Here is a 20933-nt window from a genome sequence, read left to right on the forward strand (position 1 = left end):
TCCGCGTTCGAAACCTGCCCGTTCGGCCGGGCAAATCCTGGAGGCATCGATGTTCGATCCCAAGAAGCTTCTCGACGAGCTGCTCGGCTCGCAAGTTCCCGGCACCAGCGGCACGGTCCGCGACAAGGCCGGCCAGGCGGTGCAGATGGCCAAGGATAATCCGCTGGCCGCCGGTGCGCTGGCCGCCGTGCTGCTTGGGACCGGCGCTGGCCGGAAGGTGACGGGTGCCGCGGTGAAGCTCGGCGGCTTGGCCGCCATCGGTGGCCTCGCCTACAAGGCCTACCAGAACTACAAGGCCGGCAACGCACCGGAACAGGCGCCCGCCGCCGGCGAGCCGGAATTGCTGCCGCCACCCAAGGATACCGCCTTCCACCCGTCGCAGGCGCCGCAAGGCGAGGATGAGTTCACGCTGACCCTGGTGCGGGCGATGATCTCGGCGGCCAAGGCCGACGGCCATGTCGACGACGAGGAACGCCAGAAGATCGCCGGCAAGCTCAGCCTCGCCGGTATCGGCGCAGACGCGGAAAAATTCCTGATGGCGGAACTGGAGAGCCCGCTCGACCTCGACACGCTGGTGGCCGGCGCCAGGACCGACGCGCAGAAGCTCGAGCTCTATACCGCGTCGCGCCTCACCATCGACCCCGACACGCGCGCCGAGCGCGGTTACCTCGACCTGCTTGCCGGGCGGCTTGGCCTGCCGGATGCCCTGATCGACCATGTCGAGGCAACGGTTTCGGCGGCGAAAGTGCCGGCCGCCAAGGGTACGTCACCCAATCCGCGGTGGTAACCCGGATTGGCACAGAGGGCCCTGGAGGCGTTTACCATTCGTTAACTCAGGAAGCGCATGATTCTACACAGTCGGATCGGCTTTCCTCCTCCCAAGCCCGGTTCAGATCAGGGCGGTCGCCAATGACCGCCCTTTTTGTCGGTGCTCGCCGGGTTCTCTCCCAAGAAACGCGTTTCACTTTTCGAGGGCATGCCCCGGTGGCCGCGCTTGCCATCGCCGCCATCATTTGCGATGCCTTCTCCATTCGAACCAAACTTGTGGATCAGGCGAGCACGCACAGCGCTGCCGAAGGACAACTGCCATGACCGAGCAAAAAACCGCCATCGTCACCGGCGCCGGCACCGGGATCGGCAAGAGCGTCGCCACGGCATTGCTCAAGGCGGGCTGGAACACGGTGTTCTGCGGGCGCCGCAAGCCGGTGCTGGATGCCGCGATCGCCAAGATCGGCCCGACCGAGGCCAGGGCATTGGCGGTTGCCTGCGACATCAGCAAGGCCGGCGAGGTCGACGATCTGTTCGAGACGGTGGCGGAGGCGTTTGGCCGCGTCGACCTGCTCTTCAACAATGCCGGCATGGGCTACAAGTCGACGCCGATCGACGAGATCCCGGTCGAGGTGTGGAACGATATTGTCGGCGTCAATCTCACCGGTTCGTTCCTGTGTGCGCGCGCTGCCTTCGGCGCCATGCGCAAGCAGAAGCCGATGGGCGGCCGCATCATCAACAACGGCTCGGTGTCGGCCTATGCGCCGCGTCCGGGCTCCGTGCCCTATACGGCGACCAAGCACGCCATCACGGGGCTCACCAAGACGCTGGCGCTCGATGGCCGTCCCTATGACATCGCCTGCGGCCAGATCGACATCGGCAATGCGCTGACCGAGATGGCGCAGCCGATGACGGTCGGCGTGCCGCAGGCCAACGGCTCGATCGCCGCCGAAGCGGTGATGGATGTCCAGCGCGTTGCCGACGCGGTCGTGCACATGGCCAGCCTGCCGCTCGACGCCAACGTGCTGTTCATGACGGTGATGGCGACCAAGATGCCCTTCGTCGGGCGCGGCTAAGCGGCGGGTGGCGGCAGGGCTTTCGCCGCCGCTTCATTTGCCAGCCAGCGGCACGCCGGGCTTGAAGAGCAAAATGGGCCTGATTTCGTAAACGGCGGTAGGATTGACGCGGCGAAGGTCGCGGGCGATTGCGATGGCGTCCTCTCTCGTGGCGCAGTCGACGACATAGAGGCCGAGCAACTGTTCCTTGGTCTCGGCGAAGGGGCCGTCGACAATCATGCCGTCGCCTGGCCCGCGCAGGGTGCAGGCATCCTGTGTTGCCCCCAGACGCGCGGACGGTCCAAGCGTGCCTTCCTCGTGGAGCCGGGTGTTTATCTTCAGCAACTCGGCCATCAGCGCCGTATCTTCCTGCGGCGTCAGCGCCTTGATCGCATCTTCCACGTGATAGGCAAGGATTGCATAAAACATCTGAGGTCACCCGATCTCGATCCGGTCCGGGCAAGTCGTAGCCGTTTTCGGCATGCTCGCCCAGCCTTGCCCAAGCGCCTCCGGACGGCTCATGACACCGTCATGGAAGGCGGCGGCACCGATCCGGGCTCGCGCGGCGGACGCTGAGCCTCACTTGGCCAGAAACGCTCCGATCCGCTCCAGCGCGCGCAGGATGTTCTCCTCGGAATTGGCGTAGGAAAGCCTGATATAGCCTTCGCCGAGAATGCCGAAATCGGGGCCGCCGATCAGCGCCACACCGGCCTCGTCGAGCAGCGCCGAGGCGAGCTTCTTGGCCTTCCAGCCGGTCTTCGATACATTGGGGAAGGCATAGAAGGCGCCCTTGGGCGTGATGCAGGAGACGTTTGGCAAGGCGTTCAGGCCTTCGACCACGATCTTCCGGCGGTTGTCGAAGGCGCGCATCATCTTGTCGACGTCGTCCTGCGGGCCGTCGATCGCAGCGATGCCGGCGAACTGGCTCGGCGCGTTGACGCAGGACCAGCAATTGACCGCCAGCTTGCGCACCTTGTCGTAGAGATGGGCGCCCTTGTCGCCGTTCGGCCAGATCGACCAGCCCATGCGCCAGCCGGTCATTGCCCAGGTCTTCGACCAGCCATTGAGTACGATCAGCCGGTCGCGGATCTCGGGAAAGCCGAGCAGCGAGCAATGCGTCTCGCCGTCGTAGGTCATGACGTCGTAGATCTCGTCGGAGAGGATGGCGACGTCGGGGTGCTTCTCCAGCCCCTTGACCAGTTTTTCGATCTCGGCCCGGGGCGTGACGCCGCCGGTCGGGTTGGCCGGCGAGTTGAGGATCAGGAGTCTGGTCTTCGGCGTGATCAGCGCCAGCGTCTCTTGCGCCGAGAAGGCGAAGCCGTTCTCCTCGCGCATCGGCACGGGAATGGGGGTTGCACCGGTGAATTCGATCATCGAGCGGTAGATGGGAAAGCCGGGGTCGGGATAGAGGATCTCCGCGCCGGGTTCGCCAAACATCAGGATGGCGGCGAACATGGTCGGCTTGCCGCCGGGCATGATCACCACCGCCTCGGGCGAGACCTCGACGCCGGTGGTGGTCAGCGTGCGCCGCACCACCGCCTCGCGCGTTGCCAGAAGGCCGTTGGCCGGCGTGTAGCCATGATGGCCGTCACGCAGCGCCTTGATCGCCGCCTCGACGATGTGCTGCGGCGTCTTGAAGTCGGGCTGGCCGATGCCGAGATTGACGATGTCGCGGCCCTGTTGGGCAAGTGCCGTTGCTCGCGCCAGCACGGCAAAGGCGTTTTCCTCGCCGAGACGGTCGAAGGCCGAAATCGTGTGGAGCATTTTTCCCGTCCCTGTGGTTCTTACTCTGCGGCAGCGTTTTTGTGAGCGTCCGCTCGCAAAAGTCAAACGGATTGGAGTTTCTGGTGTCGGAAAATCTTGAAAATTGGCAGCCGCGCCCGCGGCCCGAGCGCAAGGTGCTGGAGGGCCGCTATGTCAGGCTCGAGCCGCTGAGTGCCGCAACACATGGCGACGGCCTCTATGAAGCGTCGTCCGTAGCCGATGTCGACGGCCGCTTCGCCTGGCTGCCCGATTATCCGCCGGAAACCCGCACCGCCTTCCAGCCCTGGCTGGACAAGGTGGAGGCGAGCGAGGATCCGTTGTTCTTCGCGGTCATCGACAAGGCCGGCGGCAAGATAGCGGGACGCCAGACGCTGATGCGCATCGATCCGGCCTATGGCGTCATCGAGATCGGCAACATCTACTGGGGACCGCTCATTTCGCGCAAGCCGGCGGCGACGGAAGCGCAGTTCCTGTTCATGAAATACATCTTCGACGAACTCGGCTATCGCCGCTACGAGTGGAAGTGCAACAACCGCAACGAGCCGTCGAAGCGCGCGGCGGAACGGTTCGGCTTCAAGTTCGAGGGCATTTTCCGCCAGCATCTCATCGTCAAGGGTGAAAACCGCGACACCGCGTGGTATTCGATCATCGACAAGGAATGGCCGGCTCTGCGCAAGGCCTATGAAGCCTGGCTCGATCCGGCCAACTTCGACGCCGATGGCCAGCAAAAACGCCGCCTGGAGGATTTTCGCGCGGAATTCGGCGCGTAACGGGAGTTTGCCATTTGGCGCATACCCACGATCACAGCGGGCACGATCACGGCGGGCATGACCACGGCGCCGGCCATATGCATGGCTCGACCGACAAGAAGCGCGTCCTGATCGCGGCCTGCCTGACCGCGGGCTTCATGGTGGCGGAGGCGCTCGGCGGCCTGTTTACGGGGTCGCTGGCGCTGCTGGCCGATGCCGGCCACATGCTCGCCGACGCCATTGCGCTCGGCCTGGCCTGGTATGCCTTCCATCTGGCAGGCCGGCCGGCGACCGGCCAGCTCACCTATGGGTTCGGCCGGGTCAAGACGCTGGTAGCCTACACCAACGGCATCGCCATCTTCGTCATCGCGCTGTGGATCGTCTACGAGGCATGGAATCGCCTGCTGACACCGGCGCCGGTGCTGGGCGGACCGATGCTGGTGGTGGCGATCCTCGGCCTGCTGGTCAACATAGCTTCCTTCCTGGTGCTGCATGGCGGCGATCGAGACAACCTCAACATGCGTGGCGCTATCCTGCATGTGCTTGGCGATCTGCTCGGCTCGGCCGCCGCGATCGTGGCGGCACTGGTCATCGTGGCGACCGGCTGGACGCCGATCGACCCGATCCTGTCCGTGCTGGTCTCGCTGCTGATCCTGTCCACCGCCTGGTCGCTGATGCGCGCCGCCGCCCACGTCCTGCTCGAAGGCGTGCCGCCAAGCCTCGACCGCGACCTGATCGCCGGGGATATCCAGACAACAGTCAAGGGCGTGCGCGAAGTGCACCATATGCATATCTGGTCGATCGACGGCACGAGCAGCATGGCGACACTGCACGCCTGCCTTGACGAGGGCGTCGATGCGCATCAGGCGGTCAGTGCCATCAAGAAGCGGCTTGCCAGCGAGCACGGCATCAGCCATGCCACCGTGGAATCGGAATTCGGCCAGTGCGCCGACGATGGCGACGACCACGAGCATGAGCATGAGCACGATGCGGCCCCGCATCATGGCCACTATCACTAGGTCCGATCGATGACCATTAATCGGATCTGCCTCAGGAGTTCTCCAGCTTTGAAACTCAGCCCGATGAACGACCGCCGCTCCGGTGGTGCGGCATGATGGACCGTGAGACGCGCAATGCGGCCATCGCGGCGGTCTGGATCATGCTTCTGTTCGGCATTGCCGTTTTCTACCTGCCGACCGTGATGTTGGCACTCGGCAATTATTCGACCGTGCTGGCGGGTATCTTCGGCACCGCCTTCGTGCTGGCGTTTTTCTTGGTGTTCTGGCTGCGCGCGCGCACCCAGCGCAAAAATCGGGACAAGTAAGGGGTATCGGACATGCGCATTCTGATCACTGGCGCCGCGGGCATGGTCGGCCGCAAGCTCATCGCCCGGCTGGCCAAGGACGGCACGTTGCGCGGCAAGAAGATCACCGCGCTCGATCTGCACGACATCGTGCCGCCGCAGGCGCCAGCCATGGACGGCGTCGGCGTCGCACTGCACACGGGTGACCTTGCCGAAGCAGGCGCCGCAGAAGGTCTTGTTGCTTCGCGCCCCGATGTCGTCTTCCACCTCGCCGGCATCGTGTCGGGTGAGGCGGAAGCGAATTTCGAACTCGGCTACCGCGTCAACCTCTACGGCACGCGCGCGCTTTTCGAGGCCATCCGCCTGGCGGGGTTCGCGCCGCGCGTCGTCTTCACCTCGTCGATCGCGGTGTTCGGCGCGCCGTTCCCGGATGTCATACCGGACGAATTCCACCCGACGCCGCTGACTTCCTACGGCACGCAAAAGCAGATGAGCGAAGCGCTGCTCGCCGACTATTCCAGGCGCGGCTTCTTCGATGGCATCGGCATCCGGCTGCCGACGATCTGCGTGCGGCCGGGCAAGCCGAACAAGGCGGCCTCCGGCTTCTTCTCCGGCATCATCCGCGAACCGCTGAGCGGGCAGGAGGCGATCCTGCCGGTGCCGCGCTCGGTCGTGCACACCCACGCCAGCCCGCGCTCGGCGGTGAATTTCCTGATCCATGCGGCTGGCATCGACGGCAATGCTGTCGGGCCGCGCCGCAACCTGACGATGCCGGGCGTCGCCGTCACCGTCGGTGAGCAGATCGAGGCGCTGGAACGCATCGCCGGATCGAAGGCGGTAAGCCTGATCCGCGAGGTGCCCGACGAGACGATCTGGGCGATCGTCAAGGGCTGGCCGACGCGGTTCGAGGCGCGGCGGTCAAGGGAGCTTGGCTTCAGCGCCGAGAAGAGTTTTGACGAAATCATCCGAGCCCATATCGAGGATGAGCTCGGCGGCAAGATTCCCGGTTAGGAGTTGCGGTGCGCCTTGCCCATCCAACGGTATGGGCAGCTCTACACGGTGCCTGTCAGGCTCGCCGACAGCAACAGCAGTCCAAACAGGAACACGAAGGCCGCGCCGCCAATCTCGACGATCGGATGGATGCGGTTGCCCATGCGGCCGTCACCGGCGAAATAGACCGCCCAGTTCTTGGCTGTCACGGCCAGCGTCGCCAGCGCCGAAACGGTGATGGCGGTTCCAATCGACATCGCCAGCACCGACAGCAGGCCGCCGAGCCAGAGCCCGTTGAGAAGCGCGAAGCTCAGCACGATCAGCGCGCCGGAGCAGGGGCGGATGCCGACCGCCGCCACCGCCGACCATGCGGTACGCCAGTCGAAGCGGTCGCCCGACAGCAGCGCCGGATCGGGCGCATGCGAATGGCCGCAGGTTTCGCAGACCTCGCCGCTGGCGTGGTCGTGATGCGCATGATCGTGCGCGCCATGGTCATGATGGTGGCCATGCGCGCCGTGGTCGTGATGATCGTGCGAATGGCCATGCGCATGGTCGTGGTCCCCATGCGCGTGAAGTGCATGGGAATGTGCATGCGCGGTATGGTCGTGAGCGCCATGCGAATGGCCGGCGTGGGAATGACCAGCATGGCCCGCATGGGAATGACCGGCGTGAGCCGCCGAGAGGCTGTAGGCCGGCCCCTTGCCAAACAGGCGCAGGACGGCTGGACCCAGCTTGCGCCACAAAAGCCAGGCGCCAAAGAGGGTGACCAGGGCAAAGCTCATGATCTCCATGAACCAGGCCGCATCGGTCATCGAGATGGTGGTGCCGCGCAGGACGAAATATGCAAGCAGCATGACCAGGATCGCCGTCAGGCCCTGCAGCAGCGCCGAGACGAAGGACAACAGGATGCCGCGCTTCAGCGCCACTTCGTTTGCCACCATGTAGGACGAGATCACCGCCTTGCCGTGGCCGGGGCCGGCGGCGTGGAAAATGCCGTAGGCGAAGGACAGTCCGACGAGTATCCAGATCTTGCTGTTGTCCTGGCGCATCGCCTTCATGGCTGTCGCCAGCGCGCGATAGAATTCCTGCTGCCTGAGATTGATCCACATCAGGATATGGGCGAACGGACCGGTGGTCGGCGCCATGCCGTCATTGACGCCGATGCCGAGCGAACTCTGGGCGTGCGCGGCATTGGCGAAATGCATCATGGCAAAGGTGAGGGCCAACAGGCCCAATGCCAGACGCAGGGACGGTTTCGAGCAGTTCCCGATCAGGTTCACCGGATCTATCCTTCTGGCTGACAGGTCAGTTCGAGCTTGGTGGCAAAGATCTTGCTCATGTCGGTGCCTGTCGGATCGTTGAAGAAAGCATCCGTCAGGGTCTTCTGGTTTTCCTTGATCGCCTCGTCCGGGTCCGGCCGGACGACTTTGCTCGTGCAGTTCGACGGCAGCCCCTCGACGGTGATGTTGGAATCCTCGGTGAAGTCGATCGCCGTGTAGAAGGTCGGATCGTAGACGCCTATGTCGATCGTGCCGGTCAGCTTGATCGGCACCTTGGGTTCGGACTCGAACAGGATGATCAACTGGTCGTTGTCGAAATTGGCCATCAGATGCGGCGGCGGCACCATCGTCACGTCCTTGCCGTTCTGCGTGACGAGTTGGAAATAATTGAACTCGGCCAGCGAGGCATGGACGGTATCGGCGACCTCCTTCAGCTCCTTGTCGTCAAGCTTCAGGTCGGAGTTCTTGTCGAACTCCATCATCACAGTACTCGAAAACAGGTCGTCGAAGCGCCACAGGTGACGCAACGCTTTCACACTTTGGTGATCCGGGGACAGGATGACGTCGAGGCGTGCCTCGGCGAAGACGTGCGGATGCACCTCGGCGGGTCCCGTCGCGGCAAAGGTCGCCGCCAAGGCCGAAGCCAGCATGATTGCGTGCCGTTTCAAATGCATTCGCGGTCGCGATTCCCTTGGCTTTCGGAGAGAGTTGTCGAAGGTTACCAGAAAGGGGGCGAAAATGGGACCGCCGGCGCATGTCACCCAAAAGTGCGAAGCGGTTTCGGGACAACGACACGCACACTGAGGCTGGTCAGGCGTTCTCGCGCGTCCTGAACCACTGCACCAGGAAGTCGACGAAAACGCGCACCTTCGCCGGCAGATAGCGGCGATGCGGGTAGACGGCGAAGATGCCGCCGCCGGGCAGGATGCGGTCATCCAGCACCGCCACCAATTGGCCGCTCTTGAGGTCGGGCGCGGCGATGAAATCCGGCAGGATGCAGAATCCAAGCCCCGACAAGGCCGCGGCGCGCGCCGCCATCGGGCTGTTGACCTCGATCGGACCCGACACGGCGATGCTCACCGGATCGCCATTGTCGCCCTTGAACGGCCAGTTGTTCAGGCCGCGGCCATTGGTGTCGACGATGCAGGGCATGTGGCCGAGATCCTGGGGCCGTGTCGGCATGCCGTGCCTGGCGATCAGGTCGGGAGAGCCGCAGAGCTTGATCGAAAACGGCGCCAGCCGTCTGGCGATCAGCGACGAGTTCTCCAGCCGCGAGATGCGCACCGCGAGGTCGAAGCCTTCCTCGACCAGATCGACGAAGCGGTCGTCGAGCTGGATGTCGAGGACAATATCGGGATATTGCTTGGCGAAGTCGATCAGCGACTGGCCGATCGGCGCGTCGGCGAAAGTGCGCGGCGCCGACAGCTTGATCCGGCCGCGCACGTCGCCGGAGGACTCGCGCACGGCGTCGGCCAGGCTGTCGACCTCGCGCACGATCTCCGAGGCGCGGCGGTAGTAGGTGTGCCCGGCCTCGGTCATCGAGAACTGGCGCGTGGTGCGGTTCAGCAGCAGCGCGCCGAGCTCGTCCTCCAGCTCGCGCACATATTTCGACAGCAGTGCCTTGGAGCGGCCGATCTTGCGCGCCGCCGCCGAAAAGCCCTCGGCCTCGACGACGTCGATGAAGGCGCGCATGCGCGTCAATGTGTCCATGAATCAAGCCTTTCGTGCGGCATCGAGTAGTTTTCGGCCGAGCCGTATCAGGGCTATGTCGCTGCCGGAAGGGCCAAGCAGCGACAGGCCGAAAGGAGCGCCGGCGACCGAGCCTATCGGCAAGGTGATTTGGGGAAAGCCGGAGAGCCCGGCCAGGCACAGAAGATGCAAGGCGCGCTCGCGATAGGCCTGGAACTGCTCGGGTGTGCTGTCGACGTATGGCGCCGGGCCTGGCACCGTCGGCAGGACAAGGAAGCCGTCCTTGCCGAGCAGGGCGCTCAATTCACCGCGAAAGGTCAGCCGGCGCACTTTTTCGGCCTGTGCCGTCCGGTCGTCGACCGCACGGCCGAAGCCGAAACGCTCCTCGACCCCAGGCCCAAGGTCGCGTTCGCCGCTGGTGATCCATTCCCCATGCACCGTCCAGGCCTCCCTGGCCTGCAGCCGGCGAAAGCACCAATAGAGTTCATCCGGCGGAGAGCTGAAGCGCGTCGTCGGCGTCGCCGGCGTGCCGAAAACCGCGCCGGCCAGCGCCTTCATTCCCGCATATTCGGCGAGTGCCGGCCGGGCGACCATTTCGTCCAGCCAGCCGAGCGTCAGCGGGCGGTCGAGCGGATGCTGGTGCGGGTCGCGGCCGAGCAGCAACTTGCCGACGGTCTCGTAGGTTTCGATGTCGTCGGCGAACCAGCCAAACGTGTCGAAACTGGGCGCCAACGGCATGGTGCCTTCGAGGGAAATGCGGCCATGCGTGGTGCGGAGCCCGATCAGCCCGCAGAAACTTGCCGGCGCGCGGATCGAACCACCGGTGTCGGACCCCGTGGCGATGCCGGCCAGCCTGCCCGCCACCGCCGCCGCCGACCCCGACGACGAACCGCCGGTGACGCGGTCGGGAGCCGCAGGATTCACCGGAAACGGAAAATGCGCGTTCTGGCCGAACAGAGCGAAGGCGAGCTCGTCGGTCTGGGTCTTGCCGACGAAACGCGCGCCGGCGTCGAGAATCATCTGCACGGCGGGTGCCGTGCGCGACGCGGCGTGGCCCTCGGCGAATTTCTGCAAATTGCCGCAACCGGTACGGTAGCCGGCAACGTCGTAAATGTCCTTGACCGCCAGCCGCAGCCCGGCCAGCGGCCCAAGCTCGGCATGGGCCACCGGCATCTGGCGAAGGTCGAGAAAGGCATTGAAGGGGCCGTGCGTGCCTGTCATCGTTCGATATCCGGATACGGTTGCGCCAACATTGTTCGATGCCAGAAATTTTACAACCTGGGATACGATTTTTATTGATTGTGAAATGCTTCGCTCTTATATCGCGCTTGCCCAAAGTCGCACGTGCCTGTGGGTGTCCGCCGGTCCTCGAATGGTGAGGAAATCGGTAAGGTAACTGGAGCCAACCCCTCCAGTCGGTTTAGCGGCCAACCGCAGACCGAGGACACCTTGAAGCAACGACGGTGCGGGCCTTTCTGGTTCTCTGCCGGTTGTCCAAAGACCGGGGTTACTGAAGAGGCACACCTTCATTGCCGGCAGTGCGGAACGGGGTTCTCCCAATCCAAGCCAAGGCAGACAAAGCGAACCGAAGCCGGGCAAGGCCAAGGTTCATCGCCGCGAGACGGCGTTTCATGGTTCCGGGGTCTCCACCGGCTGGTTCCATGGATTTTCCGTCCCGCCTTTGTTTGACCGCGTGTTCGCGAGGCCGAAAGCCCGTGTCCGCACCCTTGTGCGCGCCGAAAGGCGCGATGGAGAAACCCGATGGCTACACAGCGCATCCTCGACTTCCTCGCCACCCGACGCCCGTCCGGCCCCTGCCTCGTCGTCGACCTCGATGTCGTGCGCGACAATTTCCGCGCCTTCGAGAAGGCTCTGCCCGATTCCAGGATCTACTATGCGGTGAAAGCAAACCCGGCGCCGGAAATCCTGCGCCTGCTTGCTGCGATGGGCTCGTCCTTCGACACCGCTTCCGTTGCCGAAGTCGAGATGGCGATGGACGCCGGTGCGCCGGCGGACCGCATCTCCTTCGGCAACACCATCAAGAAGGAGCGTGACATCGCACGCGCCTTTCAGCTCGGCATCAAGCTGTTCGCGGTCGACTGCGTCGAAGAGGTCGAGAAAATCGCCCGCGTCGCTCCCGGCGCCCGGGTGTTCTGTCGTGTGCTGACCGATGGCGAAGGCGCCGAATGGCCGCTGTCGCGCAAATTCGGCTGCGTGCCTGACATGGCCGTCGACGTGCTGCGCCATGCCAAGGGCCTCGGCCTCGACGCCTATGGTGTGTCGTTCCATGTCGGCTCGCAGCAGACCGACTTGACCGCATGGGACCGTGCGCTGGCCGACGCCAAGAAGGTGTTCGCGACGCTCGCCGAAGAAGGCATCGTGCTCAAGATGGTCAACATGGGCGGCGGCTTCCCGACGCGCTATTTGCGCGACGTGCCGGCGGCGCAGGCCTATGGCCAGGCGATCTTCTCGGCGCTGCGCAAGCATTTCGGCAACGCCATTCCGGAGACCATCATCGAGCCGGGCCGCGGCATGGTCGGCAACGCCGGCGTCATCAAGTCGGAAGTCGTGCTGATCTCGAAGAAGGCCGACAACGACAATGTGCGCTGGGTGTTCCTCGACATCGGCAAGTTCGGCGGTCTGGCCGAGACGATGGACGAGGCGATCCGCTACCCGATCGTCACCGCGCATGACGGCACCGAGACCGCGCCTTGCGTGCTCGCCGGCCCGACCTGCGATTCGGCCGACGTGATGTACGAGAAGACGCCGTATCCGCTGCCTTTGTCGCTGACCATCGGCGACGAGGTGCTGATCGAAGGCACCGGCGCCTACACGACCACCTACTCGGCTGTCGCCTTCAACGGCTTCGAGCCTCTCCGATCCTACGTGATCTGACGGCTCGCTAGAGCTGTTCAGATCACCCCTGGTGGGCGCCCGTCGCCCGCTTGGGCTCGCCTGTGGAACAGATCTCCGCTCGTGAAGGGATCGCGGAAATGGAAATGTCAGTTGAAATCGTGGCTCATGCGCCGGCCATCGTAATGGTCGCCGAAACCGTTGCCGACGTGGCGGCGCGCGAAGCCTTGCTCGATCGTGCCATGGGTCCGAAGCGCAAGACCAAATCGTCGGAGAAGCTGCGGCGCGGCCGCCGGCCCTCCGAGGGCCTGGCCTTCGTCGCGCGCGATGCCTCGGGCGGCGTGGCCGGCACGGTGCGGCTATGGGACGTCACCTTGGGCGAGGGCGGTCCGGCAGCGCTGCTGCTTGGTCCGCTCGCCGTCGATCCCTCGCTCACGAGTGCCGGCATCGGCTCGGCGCTGATGCGCCATGCGATCGCGGAAGCCGCGCGCCTCGGCCACGCGGCGATCCTGCTGGTCGGCGACGAGCCCTATTATGGCCGCTTCGGCTTTTCGGCCGCCAGGACCGGTGCGCTCGCCATGCCGGGGCCTTACGAGCGGCACCGCCTGCTGGCGCTGGAACTGGTGGATGGCGCGCTTGACGGCGCCGAGGGTACGCTGAAGGCGTCCGGCCGCAACCTCAAGGCGCAGGCGCAGATCCTGGCGCGTGAGGCTTAAGCGCGGCTCCTTCAATACAAAACGCCGCCTGAAAAGGCGGCGTTTTGCTATTTCAAGGCCGCTTCTGGCGGCTGCGTCCGTTCAGCCGATCAACTGGCTCAGCGCCATGGCGACGGTCATGTCGCCTTCGACCTTTATCTTGCCGGTCATGAAGGCCATGGTCGGATTCAGGTCGCCCGCGATCAGAGAATCCAGATCGTCGAGCGACAGCTTGATGGTGCAGTCGGTGGGAGCATCCGTGGTCGAGACGGTTGCGCCGTCGATGACGATGACGCCGTCGCTACCGGTGTCGAATTTCACGGAACGATCGAACCCGCTGCTGGCCACGCGCGACTTGATCTTCTCGGCAATCTCCTGAACGCTCACGCTGTTCTCCTGTCTGGTTGCATCCGTCACGCATCGGCACTTCGGTCCAGCCGAAGTCCATGCGGCATCACTGGCGATCATGATCGCTGCCGCATATAGCTTTGGATTGACGTTTACGTCAACGCGAATTGGTGGAACTGGGCCGACCGCCGACCACTATCGGGACCGGCGGCAGCGGGCCGATGGCCGATCGCTCAATGCGCGCTGACCGGCTTGGGAGTCTCGGGCGCCGGGGTGCCGGCGTCCTGCCGCCGGCGCAGCCAGTTGTCGCGGATCTCATCCTTGCTCAGGAAATTGACTTGGTCGATCAGGACCTCATGGACCAGGGTTGCGCCGACACGGGTGTTGATCGTGTCGCGGATGGCGCCGCGAAAGGCATCGAGGTCGACCGTCGCCTTCTTGCTGAAGTCGATCTGGGGGTGGGCGTAGAGATAGGTGTAGACCTCGTCTGTAATCAGCGCCTCGGCTGGGATCGACAGCTTCTTTATCTGTTCCGGCTCGACGGTATAGACGAGCTTGGCCAGGAAGTAGCCGTCGATCTTCGAATCGTGGATCAGCGGCACCGAAATGACGTCGGTCTTGACGTAGTCCAACCCGCCCAGCATCGGCTTGGGTTTTTCGCCGACGCCGCGTTCGCCGGCGGCCTGGAACGAATAGAACACCGCGCCGAGCGTGGCGGCGCAGATCCAGACCGCTATGGCGATGACCTTGATCATGTTGATCCCGAGCCCGGCATCGCCGCGCTCTAACCTTTTTGCCTGCCGAACTCGCCGGCGGAGTAGGTGCCGTCGGTTTCGGCGCGCTGGATGGCGCTGCGCAGCAGGCCGGCGACTTCGTTGACGGCGCTTAGATGCGCCAGAATGGCGGCCTCGTTCTTCGCCAGCTTCTGGCGCAGCCGGGTCAGGCCCTCGCGGTGCTGCTCGAGGAATTCGGCCTCGCTGCCGCCCTTCATGGCACGGGTCAGCTCGTAGAGATAACGGCTCTTGCGGGCGTTCGACGCCTTGAGGTCATAGCCGGTGTCGGTGCGGATGCCGGCGGTCTCTTCCTCGACCACCTCCTCGATGCGGCCGATGATGGCAGCAAGGTTTCCAGGCCGTGCAAAGGCGGTCGGTGCGTCCGACGCGCTCGCGCGCGCTGGCAGGTTGGCGGTCAATTCGGAAGAGTCGGCCATGGTGTTTCCCAGTCTAGATCTTGATGTCTGTTTTTATGGTTGTCTCGTCGCCGGTCATCGACTTGGCGGCCTTGCGCTGCAATTCCTGGACGAGCGAGGTCGACAGACGGGTCTGCTGATCGATCTCGGTCTTTTCCGGTCCGTTCGAAACCGGGCCGATCGGCACCTTGCGCCTGCCGTCCATGTAGTGGTCGGCGAGCAGCGACTTGGCGATGCCGATGCCGCCGCGATCGGCCATGACGTCGGCGACGCGCTCGGCGAGCTGCGATTTCCACATGTCGCCGGCGAGACCCGTGCCGTAGACGCCCTCGGTATCCTTGGGCAGCATGTTCTGGATGAAGGTCTGCAAGACCATCGCCTCGAACTTCTTGAATTTCTTGGCAGGATCGGCTGTCGCCGCAGCCTTGTCAGCCGTCGCGCGCGACAGGATCGAGCCGGCATCGACCGAGGCCGCGGTGTCGACCGAAAACGTGCCGGCGACGCTCCCGGCGCGCTTGGTCAGCGCGGCGCGGGCAGCCTCTATATCCATCGGATCGGCAGCTCGGGCGACATCCATCACGATGTCGCTGGGTGGAGAGATCGCCAAGAAGGTCCGCCTTTTGCCGGGTTTCCTTAGCCCGGACCATGCCTCAACAAGCTTGTGGCAGGCTTGCGGGGAGTGGGAGGCGCAGGGGCGGGAATCGGGTCTGCCAAGTGCCAGAAGCAGAACATGAGGGGATGACGCTAGTCGATATGCAATCAGCTTGTTCGGAGCGGATCGCTCAAGACTTTCGTCACCCCCCCCAAATCAGCGCACCGTGCTCGGCACAGGCGTGTTGAGAAGCTGCTGCTCCCAAAGATACGCGATGCCGCTGCCGCCGAAGTGCTGGATGAGAATCTCGGTCAACTCCTCGACATGCTCGGTGCGCGCCCAATCGCGTTGCCATTCGCCAGCGAGCGCCATCACGGTCATCACGTTCGCGCCGGCCGTGATCATTCGCTGGATGGCAACTTCGTGAGACTCCTTCGAAATGCCGCCCGACGCGTCGGCGATCACGGTCACGTCCCAGCCTTCGCCGACCGCCTGGATCACAGGCATTGCGACGCAGACCTCGGTCCACAGGCCGGCGATGATCAGCTGCTTGCGGCCGGTCGCCTTGACGACGTTCACCACATTCTCGTCCTGCCAGGTGTTCACCCAGGTGCGATCGATGACTTCCTGGTCCGGAAATACGTCGGTGATCTGCTTAAAGAGAAGTCCACCGCGCGCGGCGATCACGCTGGTGAGAATGGTCGGAACATTGAAGGCTTTTGCCAGCTTCGCCAGCGCGGTCGTGTTGTTGACCACCATGTGCGGATCGTGGCTGTTCAGGTTTGCGAGCTGATAAGGTTGGTGATCGATCAGAACGAGGACCGAGTCTTCAGGACGAAGAAGCGAATCAAGGCCGTTGCGAGGGGTCATCAAGACTTCCTTTCTCTGCTGCCGTGGACGGCAATGGGTTCAGGGGAGACATGCGCCAGCGGGCGGCGTTGCCTGGACGCAATTTGCTGTTCCTCTTGGTGATGCGGTAGTGCCATAGTGAGGCAAGCTGTGTTGCGAAACGAGGAACGCCGGAATGGACATTGAAGATCTACAGACATTCGTCGTAGTGGCCGATGCAGGGGGCGTATCGGCCGCCGCGCGCCGGCTCGGCGTCTCCAAATCGATCGTCAGTCGGCGGCTCTTTCGGGTTGAAGCGGAGCTTGGCGTCCAGCTTCTGGCACGAACGACCCGTGGCGCTGCGCTCACGGAAGCGGGCATGACGTTCAGGGACCATGCGGCCCGAGCCAGCGCCGAGATCGACACGGCCAGGGAAACGATCCTCCCCACTGGTGAGTTGCGCGGCCGCCTGCGGGTTGCGATGCCGCTTTCTTTCGGCCCGACTCACTTCGCCCCCGTTCTTGCGGAAATGGCGCAACATCACCCGCAGCTCCACATCCATACCTCCTACAGCGATCGCTTCGTCGATCTGATCTCCGAAGGTTTCGATTGCGCGATCCGGGTCGGTTATCTTCAGGACTCCTACCTGATCGCGAAGCGCATCGGGCCGATCTACGGAAAGCTTGTCGCAAGCCCGGCTTATATTAAAGCGCACGGTTCACCTGAGACGGTAGAGCAACTCGTCGACCATCAGGCCCTCATGCAGGGAACGGAAGCCTGGCAGTTCATGGATGGCGACAAGATCGTCACGGTTCAGCCGCAGGGCAGGTTCAAGGCCGACAACGCTACGGCGCTTGCCGTTGCCGCTGGGGCAGGACTCGGCATCGCCTGGCTCCCCGATTGCATCACATACGAATATGTGGCCTCCGGCGCGCTGGTTCCGGTGATGACACGCTATCCCCCACCTTCGGCAGGCGCTTATGTCGTCCGACCGCCGGGTCGGCACCCCGCGCGAAAGGTCCGGGTCCTCATCGAAATGCTGATCGAGTACTTCGCACGAAATCCGGACGTTTGGGGTGTCGACCGTTAAACACAATTTCCGCGGCAGGCGGATGGGCTGTCTTCGCAACATTGATGAATTCGGGCCAATGATCGAGCCCCGGCACTATTCCTCGCCCCGCTTCTGCGCGATCAGGTCCAGGCGCTCGCGGTCTGATCGCTCGCGTTCGTCGCGATTGCGCACGTCCTTGTAGGCGCGCTCGACCATGTTGGTGCGGGCGCTTGCCGCGGCGATGAGGCCGGCTTCTTGCCTTGCGCTTTCCAGGCTCTCCTCCTGGCGCACGACGGCCTGGGCGATGCGGCGATGATAGAGATCGGGGAACAGGCTGGAGAGGGAGTTGTCCTGGTCGAAATGGCCGATCAATTCGCGGGCTTCGGTCTCGGCGGCGTTTGCCGCGGCGACGAAGGTGGCGTGGCGGGTTTCGTGCAGGGCTTTCAGCTGTTCCTGCACCTTGATCAGTTTTCTCAAGCGATCCTTGCGCGTGCTCATGTCACCTCGCCAGCGTGAGGTCGACGAAGCCGTCGACGAACAGCGACAGCATGGTGCCGATGGCGAAATAGAAGATCAGCATGCCGCCGGCGATGACGAAGGGCTGGGAGATGAAGTAGATCGGGATCTGCGGGGTCAGCTTGTTGACGAAGCCGATCGTCAGGTTGACGAGAATGGCATAGGCGACGAACGGGCTGCCGAGGCGGATGACCAGGAAGAACGTGTCCGACACGGTGTCGGTGACGTCGACCAGCGCTGCCTGCGGGTTGAAGAAGACGTTGACCGGCGCGACCGTGTAGGACGTCACCAGGGCGCGGACGATCTCGTGATCGAAGTCGAAGACGAACAGCATCAGCAGCGCCGAGAACGAAATGATGGCGGCAAGGGCCGCCTGGGGCTCCGGCTCCTCGATCGCCGGTCCGCCGGAGCCGCCATAGCCGATCAGCATGGCGATGGCCGAGCCCATGAAGCGAAGCGCTTCCATGTAGAGCCTGGTCATGGCGCCGATCAGTCCGCCGACCAGCAGCTCCGAGACGATCATCGGCACCAGGATCTGCGGGCGCGGATCGACGAAGGGAAAGATCTTGTCCCACAGGAAGGCGAGCAGGCCGCCGGTAGCGGCGACCGCGACGAACAGCCTGACCTGAACCGGGATGCGGGCGCTGGACAGGCCCGGCATCAGCATGAAACAGGCACCGATGCGGCAGAAGGCGAGAAACGCCGCGATGACGACGGCCTGCGAGAGAACGCTCACGATATGGTCCCGAGCACCCTGATCTCGACGCCCTTGGCGATTTCGACATGGGAGAGCACCGGCAGCGTGGTGAACAGGCGCTCGATGATCATGCGCACATAGGGGCGGGCGTCGGGCGCCGTGACCAGCACGAAGCGCTCGCCGGCTTCCAGATGTTTCTTGATCGCCTTGGTGGCGTCCTGGCCGAACTCCTCGAGCTGGCGCGGATCGATGTCGAACTCGCGCACCTCGCCCTTGGCGTCGCGCTTGAGGCTCTGGTGGAAGGCGAGGTCCCAGCGGTTGCCGAGGCGCAGCACCTTGAGCACGCCGCCTTCCGAGAGGTCGCCGCAGATCTGCTGGGCCATGCGGATGCGCACATGTTCGACGATCTGCTCGGTGCGGCGCACATGCGGCGCGATCTCGGCGATGGCCTCGATGATGAGGTGCAGATTGCGGATCGAGACGCGTTCGGCAAGCAAAAGCTTCAGCACCGCCTGCAGGCCGGGATAGGAGATGTGGGTGGTGCAGATCTCGTCGGCGAGCTTGCGGTATTCCTGGTCCTGGCGTTCGAGCAGCGCCTTCATGTCCTTGTAGGAGAGGAGCTGCGGCAGGTTGTTGCGGATGACTTCCGAGAGATGCGTGAGCAGCACCGACATGTTGTCGGCGAAGGTGAAGTTCTCGCGCTTCAGATCCTCGGCGAAGGTTTCCATGACGGAGTAGGCGCGCATGCCGAAGGCGGGCTCGCGGATTTCCTCGCCGGGGATTTCGGGTATATCGCGGTTGCCGAGCAGCACCATGATCTCGCCGACGCGCATCGAATATTCGGCGACTACAGTGCCGTGCACCTTGATCTGATAACTTTTCGGCGGGATGGCGAAGTCGTCGGCGACACGGACTTCAGGCACGACGAAGCCGTATTGCTGGGCGAATTTCTTGCGCATCTTGGACATGCGGAAGACCAGTTCCTGATGCGAGACCAGGAGCCGGGTCGAAAGCTGCTTGCCGATCAGGAGTTCGATCTCGGCGGTGGCGAGCGAGGCCTTGACCGAATTCTTTTCTTCCTCGGCCTTGGTCGCCTTCTCCTGGCTCTTCAGTGCCTCGGCCTCGGCGACGGCCCGGTTGTGGCGCATCGGAATGACATAGCCGAGGCCGGCCATGCCGGCGGCGAGCGCGAAGAACGGGAACAGCGGCAGGCCGGGCATCAGACCGAGCAGCACCAGCAGTGCGGCCGCCACGTAGAGCGCGCGCGGATGGGCACCGAGCTGACCGAACACGGCCTGGTTGGTCGAACCGCGCGTGCCGCCCTTGGAGACCAAGAGGCCGGCGGCGAGCGAGACGATCAGCGCCGGGATCTGGGTGACCAGACCGTCGCCGACCGACAGCTTGATGAACACGTCGGCGGCCTCGCCCATGCCCATGCCGTGCCTGATGTAGCCGATGGCGATGCCGCCGACGATGTTGATGGCGGTGATGATGAGGCCGGCGATGGCGTCGCCGCGCACGAATTTCGAGGCGCCGTCCATCGAGCCGAAGAAGGAGGATTCCTCTTCCAGTTCGCGGCGGCGCAACTGCGCGGTCTTGTCGTCGATCATCCCGGCGGAGAGGTCGGCGTCGATCGACATCTGCTTGCCGGGAATGGCGTCGAGGGTGAAGCGCGCGCCGACTTCGGCGATACGGGTGGCGCCCTTGGTGATGACAATGAAATTCACCACGATCAGGATCATGAAGACGATGAGGCCGATGACGAAGTCGCTGGCCATGACCAGCTTGGAGAAGCCGGCGATGACATAGCCGGCGGCGTGCGTGCCCTCATTGCCATGCGACAGGATCATGCGCGTGGTGGCGATGTTGAGCGACAGGCGCAGCATGGTGGCGATGAGCAGCACGGTCGGGAACGAGGAGAAATCGAGCGGCCGCTGGATCCACAGCGCCACCATCAGGATCAGCACCGAAAGCGCGATCGAGAAGGCGAGGCCGATGTCGATGAGGAAAGCCGGGATCGGCAGGAACAGCACCGCCAGGATGACGATGATGCCGAGCGCGAAAAAGATGTCGCGGCCGTTCTTGGCCACCGCGCCGGGCTGGATGCTTTCGCTGATCGCCATTCTCGTCCTCGAACCCATGGGCTGCCGAGCATGCGACAGCCCGGCGAGGGTAGCTGGCCAAGCTTGCGCGAGGGTGGGAGAGTGGCCGGATCGACTCTCTCGCGAAGGACAATCCATGCTGCTGATCATCGGTACGATCCGACTGCCGCCCGACAGGCTCGACGAGGCAAGGCCGGTGATGGAACGCATGGTTCGCGCCAGCCGCGCCGAGGACGGCTGCCTTGAATATTCCTATGCGCAGGATGTGCTTGATCCCGGCTTGATCCGGGTCACCGAGGCATGGCGCGACAGGACAGCGCTCGATGCGCATTTCCGCTCGCCGCATATCGCCGACTGGCGTGCGACCTGGCCGGAGCTCGGCATCGGCGAGCGCAATCTCGTGCTCCACGAGGCCGGCGAAGCCATGCCGACCTGAGCGGTCCGGCGCCCCGATCCTTGCCGGC

General features: G+C 64.0%; 25 protein-coding genes. 11 read left to right on the top strand and 14 right to left on the bottom strand.

The genetic code is table 11. The features are described from left to right. Positions 1–49: 49 nt before the first annotated feature. The 3 genes from LB543_RS19795 to LB543_RS19805 all read left to right on the top strand — a co-directional run bounded on the left by LB543_RS19795 (position 50) and on the right by LB543_RS19805 (position 1844). Positions 50–787: a tellurite resistance TerB family protein gene (locus tag LB543_RS19795; protein WP_224615270.1), complete on the top strand. Its 738-nt coding sequence runs from the start codon at positions 50–52 to the stop codon at positions 785–787. Between the two features lie 122 nt (positions 788–909). Then, positions 910–1092 (top strand): hypothetical protein, encoded by a 183-nt coding sequence (locus LB543_RS19800; protein ID WP_224615271.1) that lies wholly within the window; start codon positions 910–912, stop codon positions 1090–1092. After that, entirely contained in the window at positions 1089–1844 is a 756-nt protein-coding gene (locus LB543_RS19805; RefSeq protein ID WP_224615272.1) for an SDR family oxidoreductase, read from the top strand. The genes LB543_RS19800 and LB543_RS19805 overlap by 4 nt, the downstream gene beginning before the upstream one ends. A 33-nt stretch (positions 1845–1877) precedes the next feature. Here LB543_RS19805 and LB543_RS19810 read toward each other — a convergent pair whose 3' ends face one another. Further along, entirely contained in the window at positions 1878–2252 is a 375-nt protein-coding gene (locus tag LB543_RS19810; RefSeq protein ID WP_224615273.1) for a YciI family protein, read from the bottom strand. Positions 2253–2402: 150 nt separating this feature from the next. Beyond that, a complete protein-coding gene (locus tag LB543_RS19815) occupies positions 2403–3587 on the bottom strand; it encodes a pyridoxal phosphate-dependent aminotransferase (RefSeq protein WP_224615274.1) in 1185 nt (394 codons plus the stop codon). Between the two features lie 83 nt (positions 3588–3670). Here LB543_RS19815 and LB543_RS19820 point away from each other — a divergent pair, with 83 nt between their 5' ends. The 4 genes from LB543_RS19820 (at position 3671) to denD (ending at position 6650) form a co-directional block, all read left to right on the top strand. After that, complete coding sequence (locus LB543_RS19820; protein WP_140755994.1) at positions 3671–4357, top strand: GNAT family N-acetyltransferase; 687 nt, start codon at positions 3671–3673, stop codon at positions 4355–4357. Between the two features lie 14 nt (positions 4358–4371). After that, a complete protein-coding gene (locus LB543_RS19825) occupies positions 4372–5355 on the top strand; it encodes a cation diffusion facilitator family transporter (protein ID WP_224615275.1) in 984 nt (327 codons plus the stop codon). 92 nt (positions 5356–5447) lie between these two features. Further along, positions 5448–5660, top strand: a complete 213-nt coding sequence (locus LB543_RS19830) for a hypothetical protein (protein WP_224615276.1) — start codon at positions 5448–5450, stop codon at positions 5658–5660. A 12-nt stretch (positions 5661–5672) separates the two neighbouring features. Beyond that, positions 5673–6650 (top strand): D-erythronate dehydrogenase, encoded by a 978-nt coding sequence (gene denD / locus LB543_RS19835; protein WP_224615277.1) that lies wholly within the window; start codon positions 5673–5675, stop codon positions 6648–6650. A 41-nt stretch (positions 6651–6691) separates the two neighbouring features. Here denD and LB543_RS19840 read toward each other — a convergent pair whose 3' ends face one another. The 4 genes from LB543_RS19840 to LB543_RS19855 form a co-directional block, all read right to left on the bottom strand. Then, positions 6692–7837: a nickel/cobalt transporter gene (locus tag LB543_RS19840; protein ID WP_263498769.1), complete on the bottom strand. Its 1146-nt coding sequence runs from the start codon at positions 7835–7837 to the stop codon at positions 6692–6694. A 77-nt stretch (positions 7838–7914) separates the two neighbouring features. Then, on the bottom strand, positions 7915–8583 hold the full coding sequence (locus LB543_RS19845; protein ID WP_140755986.1) for a DUF1007 family protein: 669 nt from the start codon (positions 8581–8583) through the stop codon (positions 7915–7917). 136 nt (positions 8584–8719) lie between these two features. Then, positions 8720–9619: a LysR family transcriptional regulator gene (locus LB543_RS19850; RefSeq protein WP_140755984.1), complete on the bottom strand. Its 900-nt coding sequence runs from the start codon at positions 9617–9619 to the stop codon at positions 8720–8722. 3 nt (positions 9620–9622) lie between these two features. Beyond that, positions 9623–10819, bottom strand: coding sequence for an amidase (locus LB543_RS19855; protein WP_224615278.1), 1197 nt, complete (start codon positions 10817–10819; stop codon positions 9623–9625). Positions 10820–11359: 540 nt separating this feature from the next. Between LB543_RS19855 and odc2 the strand changes: the two genes are divergently transcribed. Together odc2 and LB543_RS19865 are read left to right on the top strand one after the other, a co-directional pair. After that, entirely contained in the window at positions 11360–12493 is a 1134-nt protein-coding gene (gene odc2, locus LB543_RS19860; protein ID WP_224615279.1) for an ornithine/lysine decarboxylase, read from the top strand. Positions 12494–12591: 98 nt separating this feature from the next. Then, entirely contained in the window at positions 12592–13167 is a 576-nt protein-coding gene (locus LB543_RS19865; protein WP_224615280.1) for a GNAT family N-acetyltransferase, read from the top strand. An 81-nt stretch (positions 13168–13248) separates the two neighbouring features. On the opposite strand, the gene LB543_RS19870 is transcribed toward LB543_RS19865, so the two are convergent. The 5 genes from LB543_RS19870 to LB543_RS19890 form a co-directional block, all read right to left on the bottom strand. Next, a complete protein-coding gene (locus tag LB543_RS19870; RefSeq protein ID WP_224615281.1) occupies positions 13249–13533 on the bottom strand; it encodes an SCP2 sterol-binding domain-containing protein in 285 nt (94 codons plus the stop codon). A 194-nt stretch (positions 13534–13727) separates the two neighbouring features. After that, the gene (locus tag LB543_RS19875; RefSeq protein ID WP_140810547.1) at positions 13728–14249 is read right to left on the bottom strand and encodes a hypothetical protein; all 522 of its coding nucleotides are present in this window, start codon (positions 14247–14249) and stop codon (positions 13728–13730) included. A 29-nt stretch (positions 14250–14278) separates the two neighbouring features. Further along, positions 14279–14704 carry a hypothetical protein gene (locus tag LB543_RS19880; RefSeq protein ID WP_140755974.1) on the bottom strand — a complete coding sequence of 142 codons (426 nt, stop codon included), beginning with the start codon at positions 14702–14704 and terminating at the stop codon, positions 14279–14281. 13 nt (positions 14705–14717) lie between these two features. After that, positions 14718–15260, bottom strand: coding sequence for a rod-binding protein (locus tag LB543_RS19885; protein ID WP_224615324.1), 543 nt, complete (start codon positions 15258–15260; stop codon positions 14718–14720). A 231-nt stretch (positions 15261–15491) separates the two neighbouring features. Next, entirely contained in the window at positions 15492–16145 is a 654-nt protein-coding gene (locus LB543_RS19890; protein ID WP_224615282.1) for a hydrolase, read from the bottom strand. A 154-nt stretch (positions 16146–16299) separates the two neighbouring features. Between LB543_RS19890 and LB543_RS19895 the strand changes: the two genes are divergently transcribed. Next, complete coding sequence (locus LB543_RS19895) at positions 16300–17193, top strand: LysR family transcriptional regulator (RefSeq protein WP_224615283.1); 894 nt, start codon at positions 16300–16302, stop codon at positions 17191–17193. A gap of 75 nt (positions 17194–17268) precedes the next feature. On the opposite strand, the gene LB543_RS19900 is transcribed toward LB543_RS19895, so the two are convergent. Genes LB543_RS19900 through flhA form a run of 3 tightly spaced genes read right to left on the bottom strand, consistent with a single transcriptional unit; the run spans position 17269 to position 20490 of the window. Next, positions 17269–17652, bottom strand: coding sequence for a hypothetical protein (locus LB543_RS19900; protein ID WP_224615284.1), 384 nt, complete (start codon positions 17650–17652; stop codon positions 17269–17271). Position 17653: 1 nt separating this feature from the next. Then, complete coding sequence (fliR, locus tag LB543_RS19905; RefSeq protein WP_224615285.1) at positions 17654–18406, bottom strand: flagellar biosynthetic protein FliR; 753 nt, start codon at positions 18404–18406, stop codon at positions 17654–17656. After that, a complete protein-coding gene (gene flhA / locus LB543_RS19910) occupies positions 18403–20490 on the bottom strand; it encodes a flagellar biosynthesis protein FlhA (protein WP_224615286.1) in 2088 nt (695 codons plus the stop codon). The genes fliR and flhA overlap by 4 nt, the downstream gene beginning before the upstream one ends. A 115-nt stretch (positions 20491–20605) precedes the next feature. Here flhA and LB543_RS19915 point away from each other — a divergent pair, with 115 nt between their 5' ends. Next, positions 20606–20905, top strand: coding sequence for a putative quinol monooxygenase (locus LB543_RS19915; RefSeq protein WP_140810538.1), 300 nt, complete (start codon positions 20606–20608; stop codon positions 20903–20905). Positions 20906–20933: the final 28 nt, after the last annotated feature.

The sequence above is a fragment of the Mesorhizobium sp. ESP7-2 genome (assembly GCF_020164715.1).
In the GTDB taxonomy this organism is placed as follows: Bacteria; Pseudomonadota; Alphaproteobacteria; order Rhizobiales; family Rhizobiaceae; genus Mesorhizobium.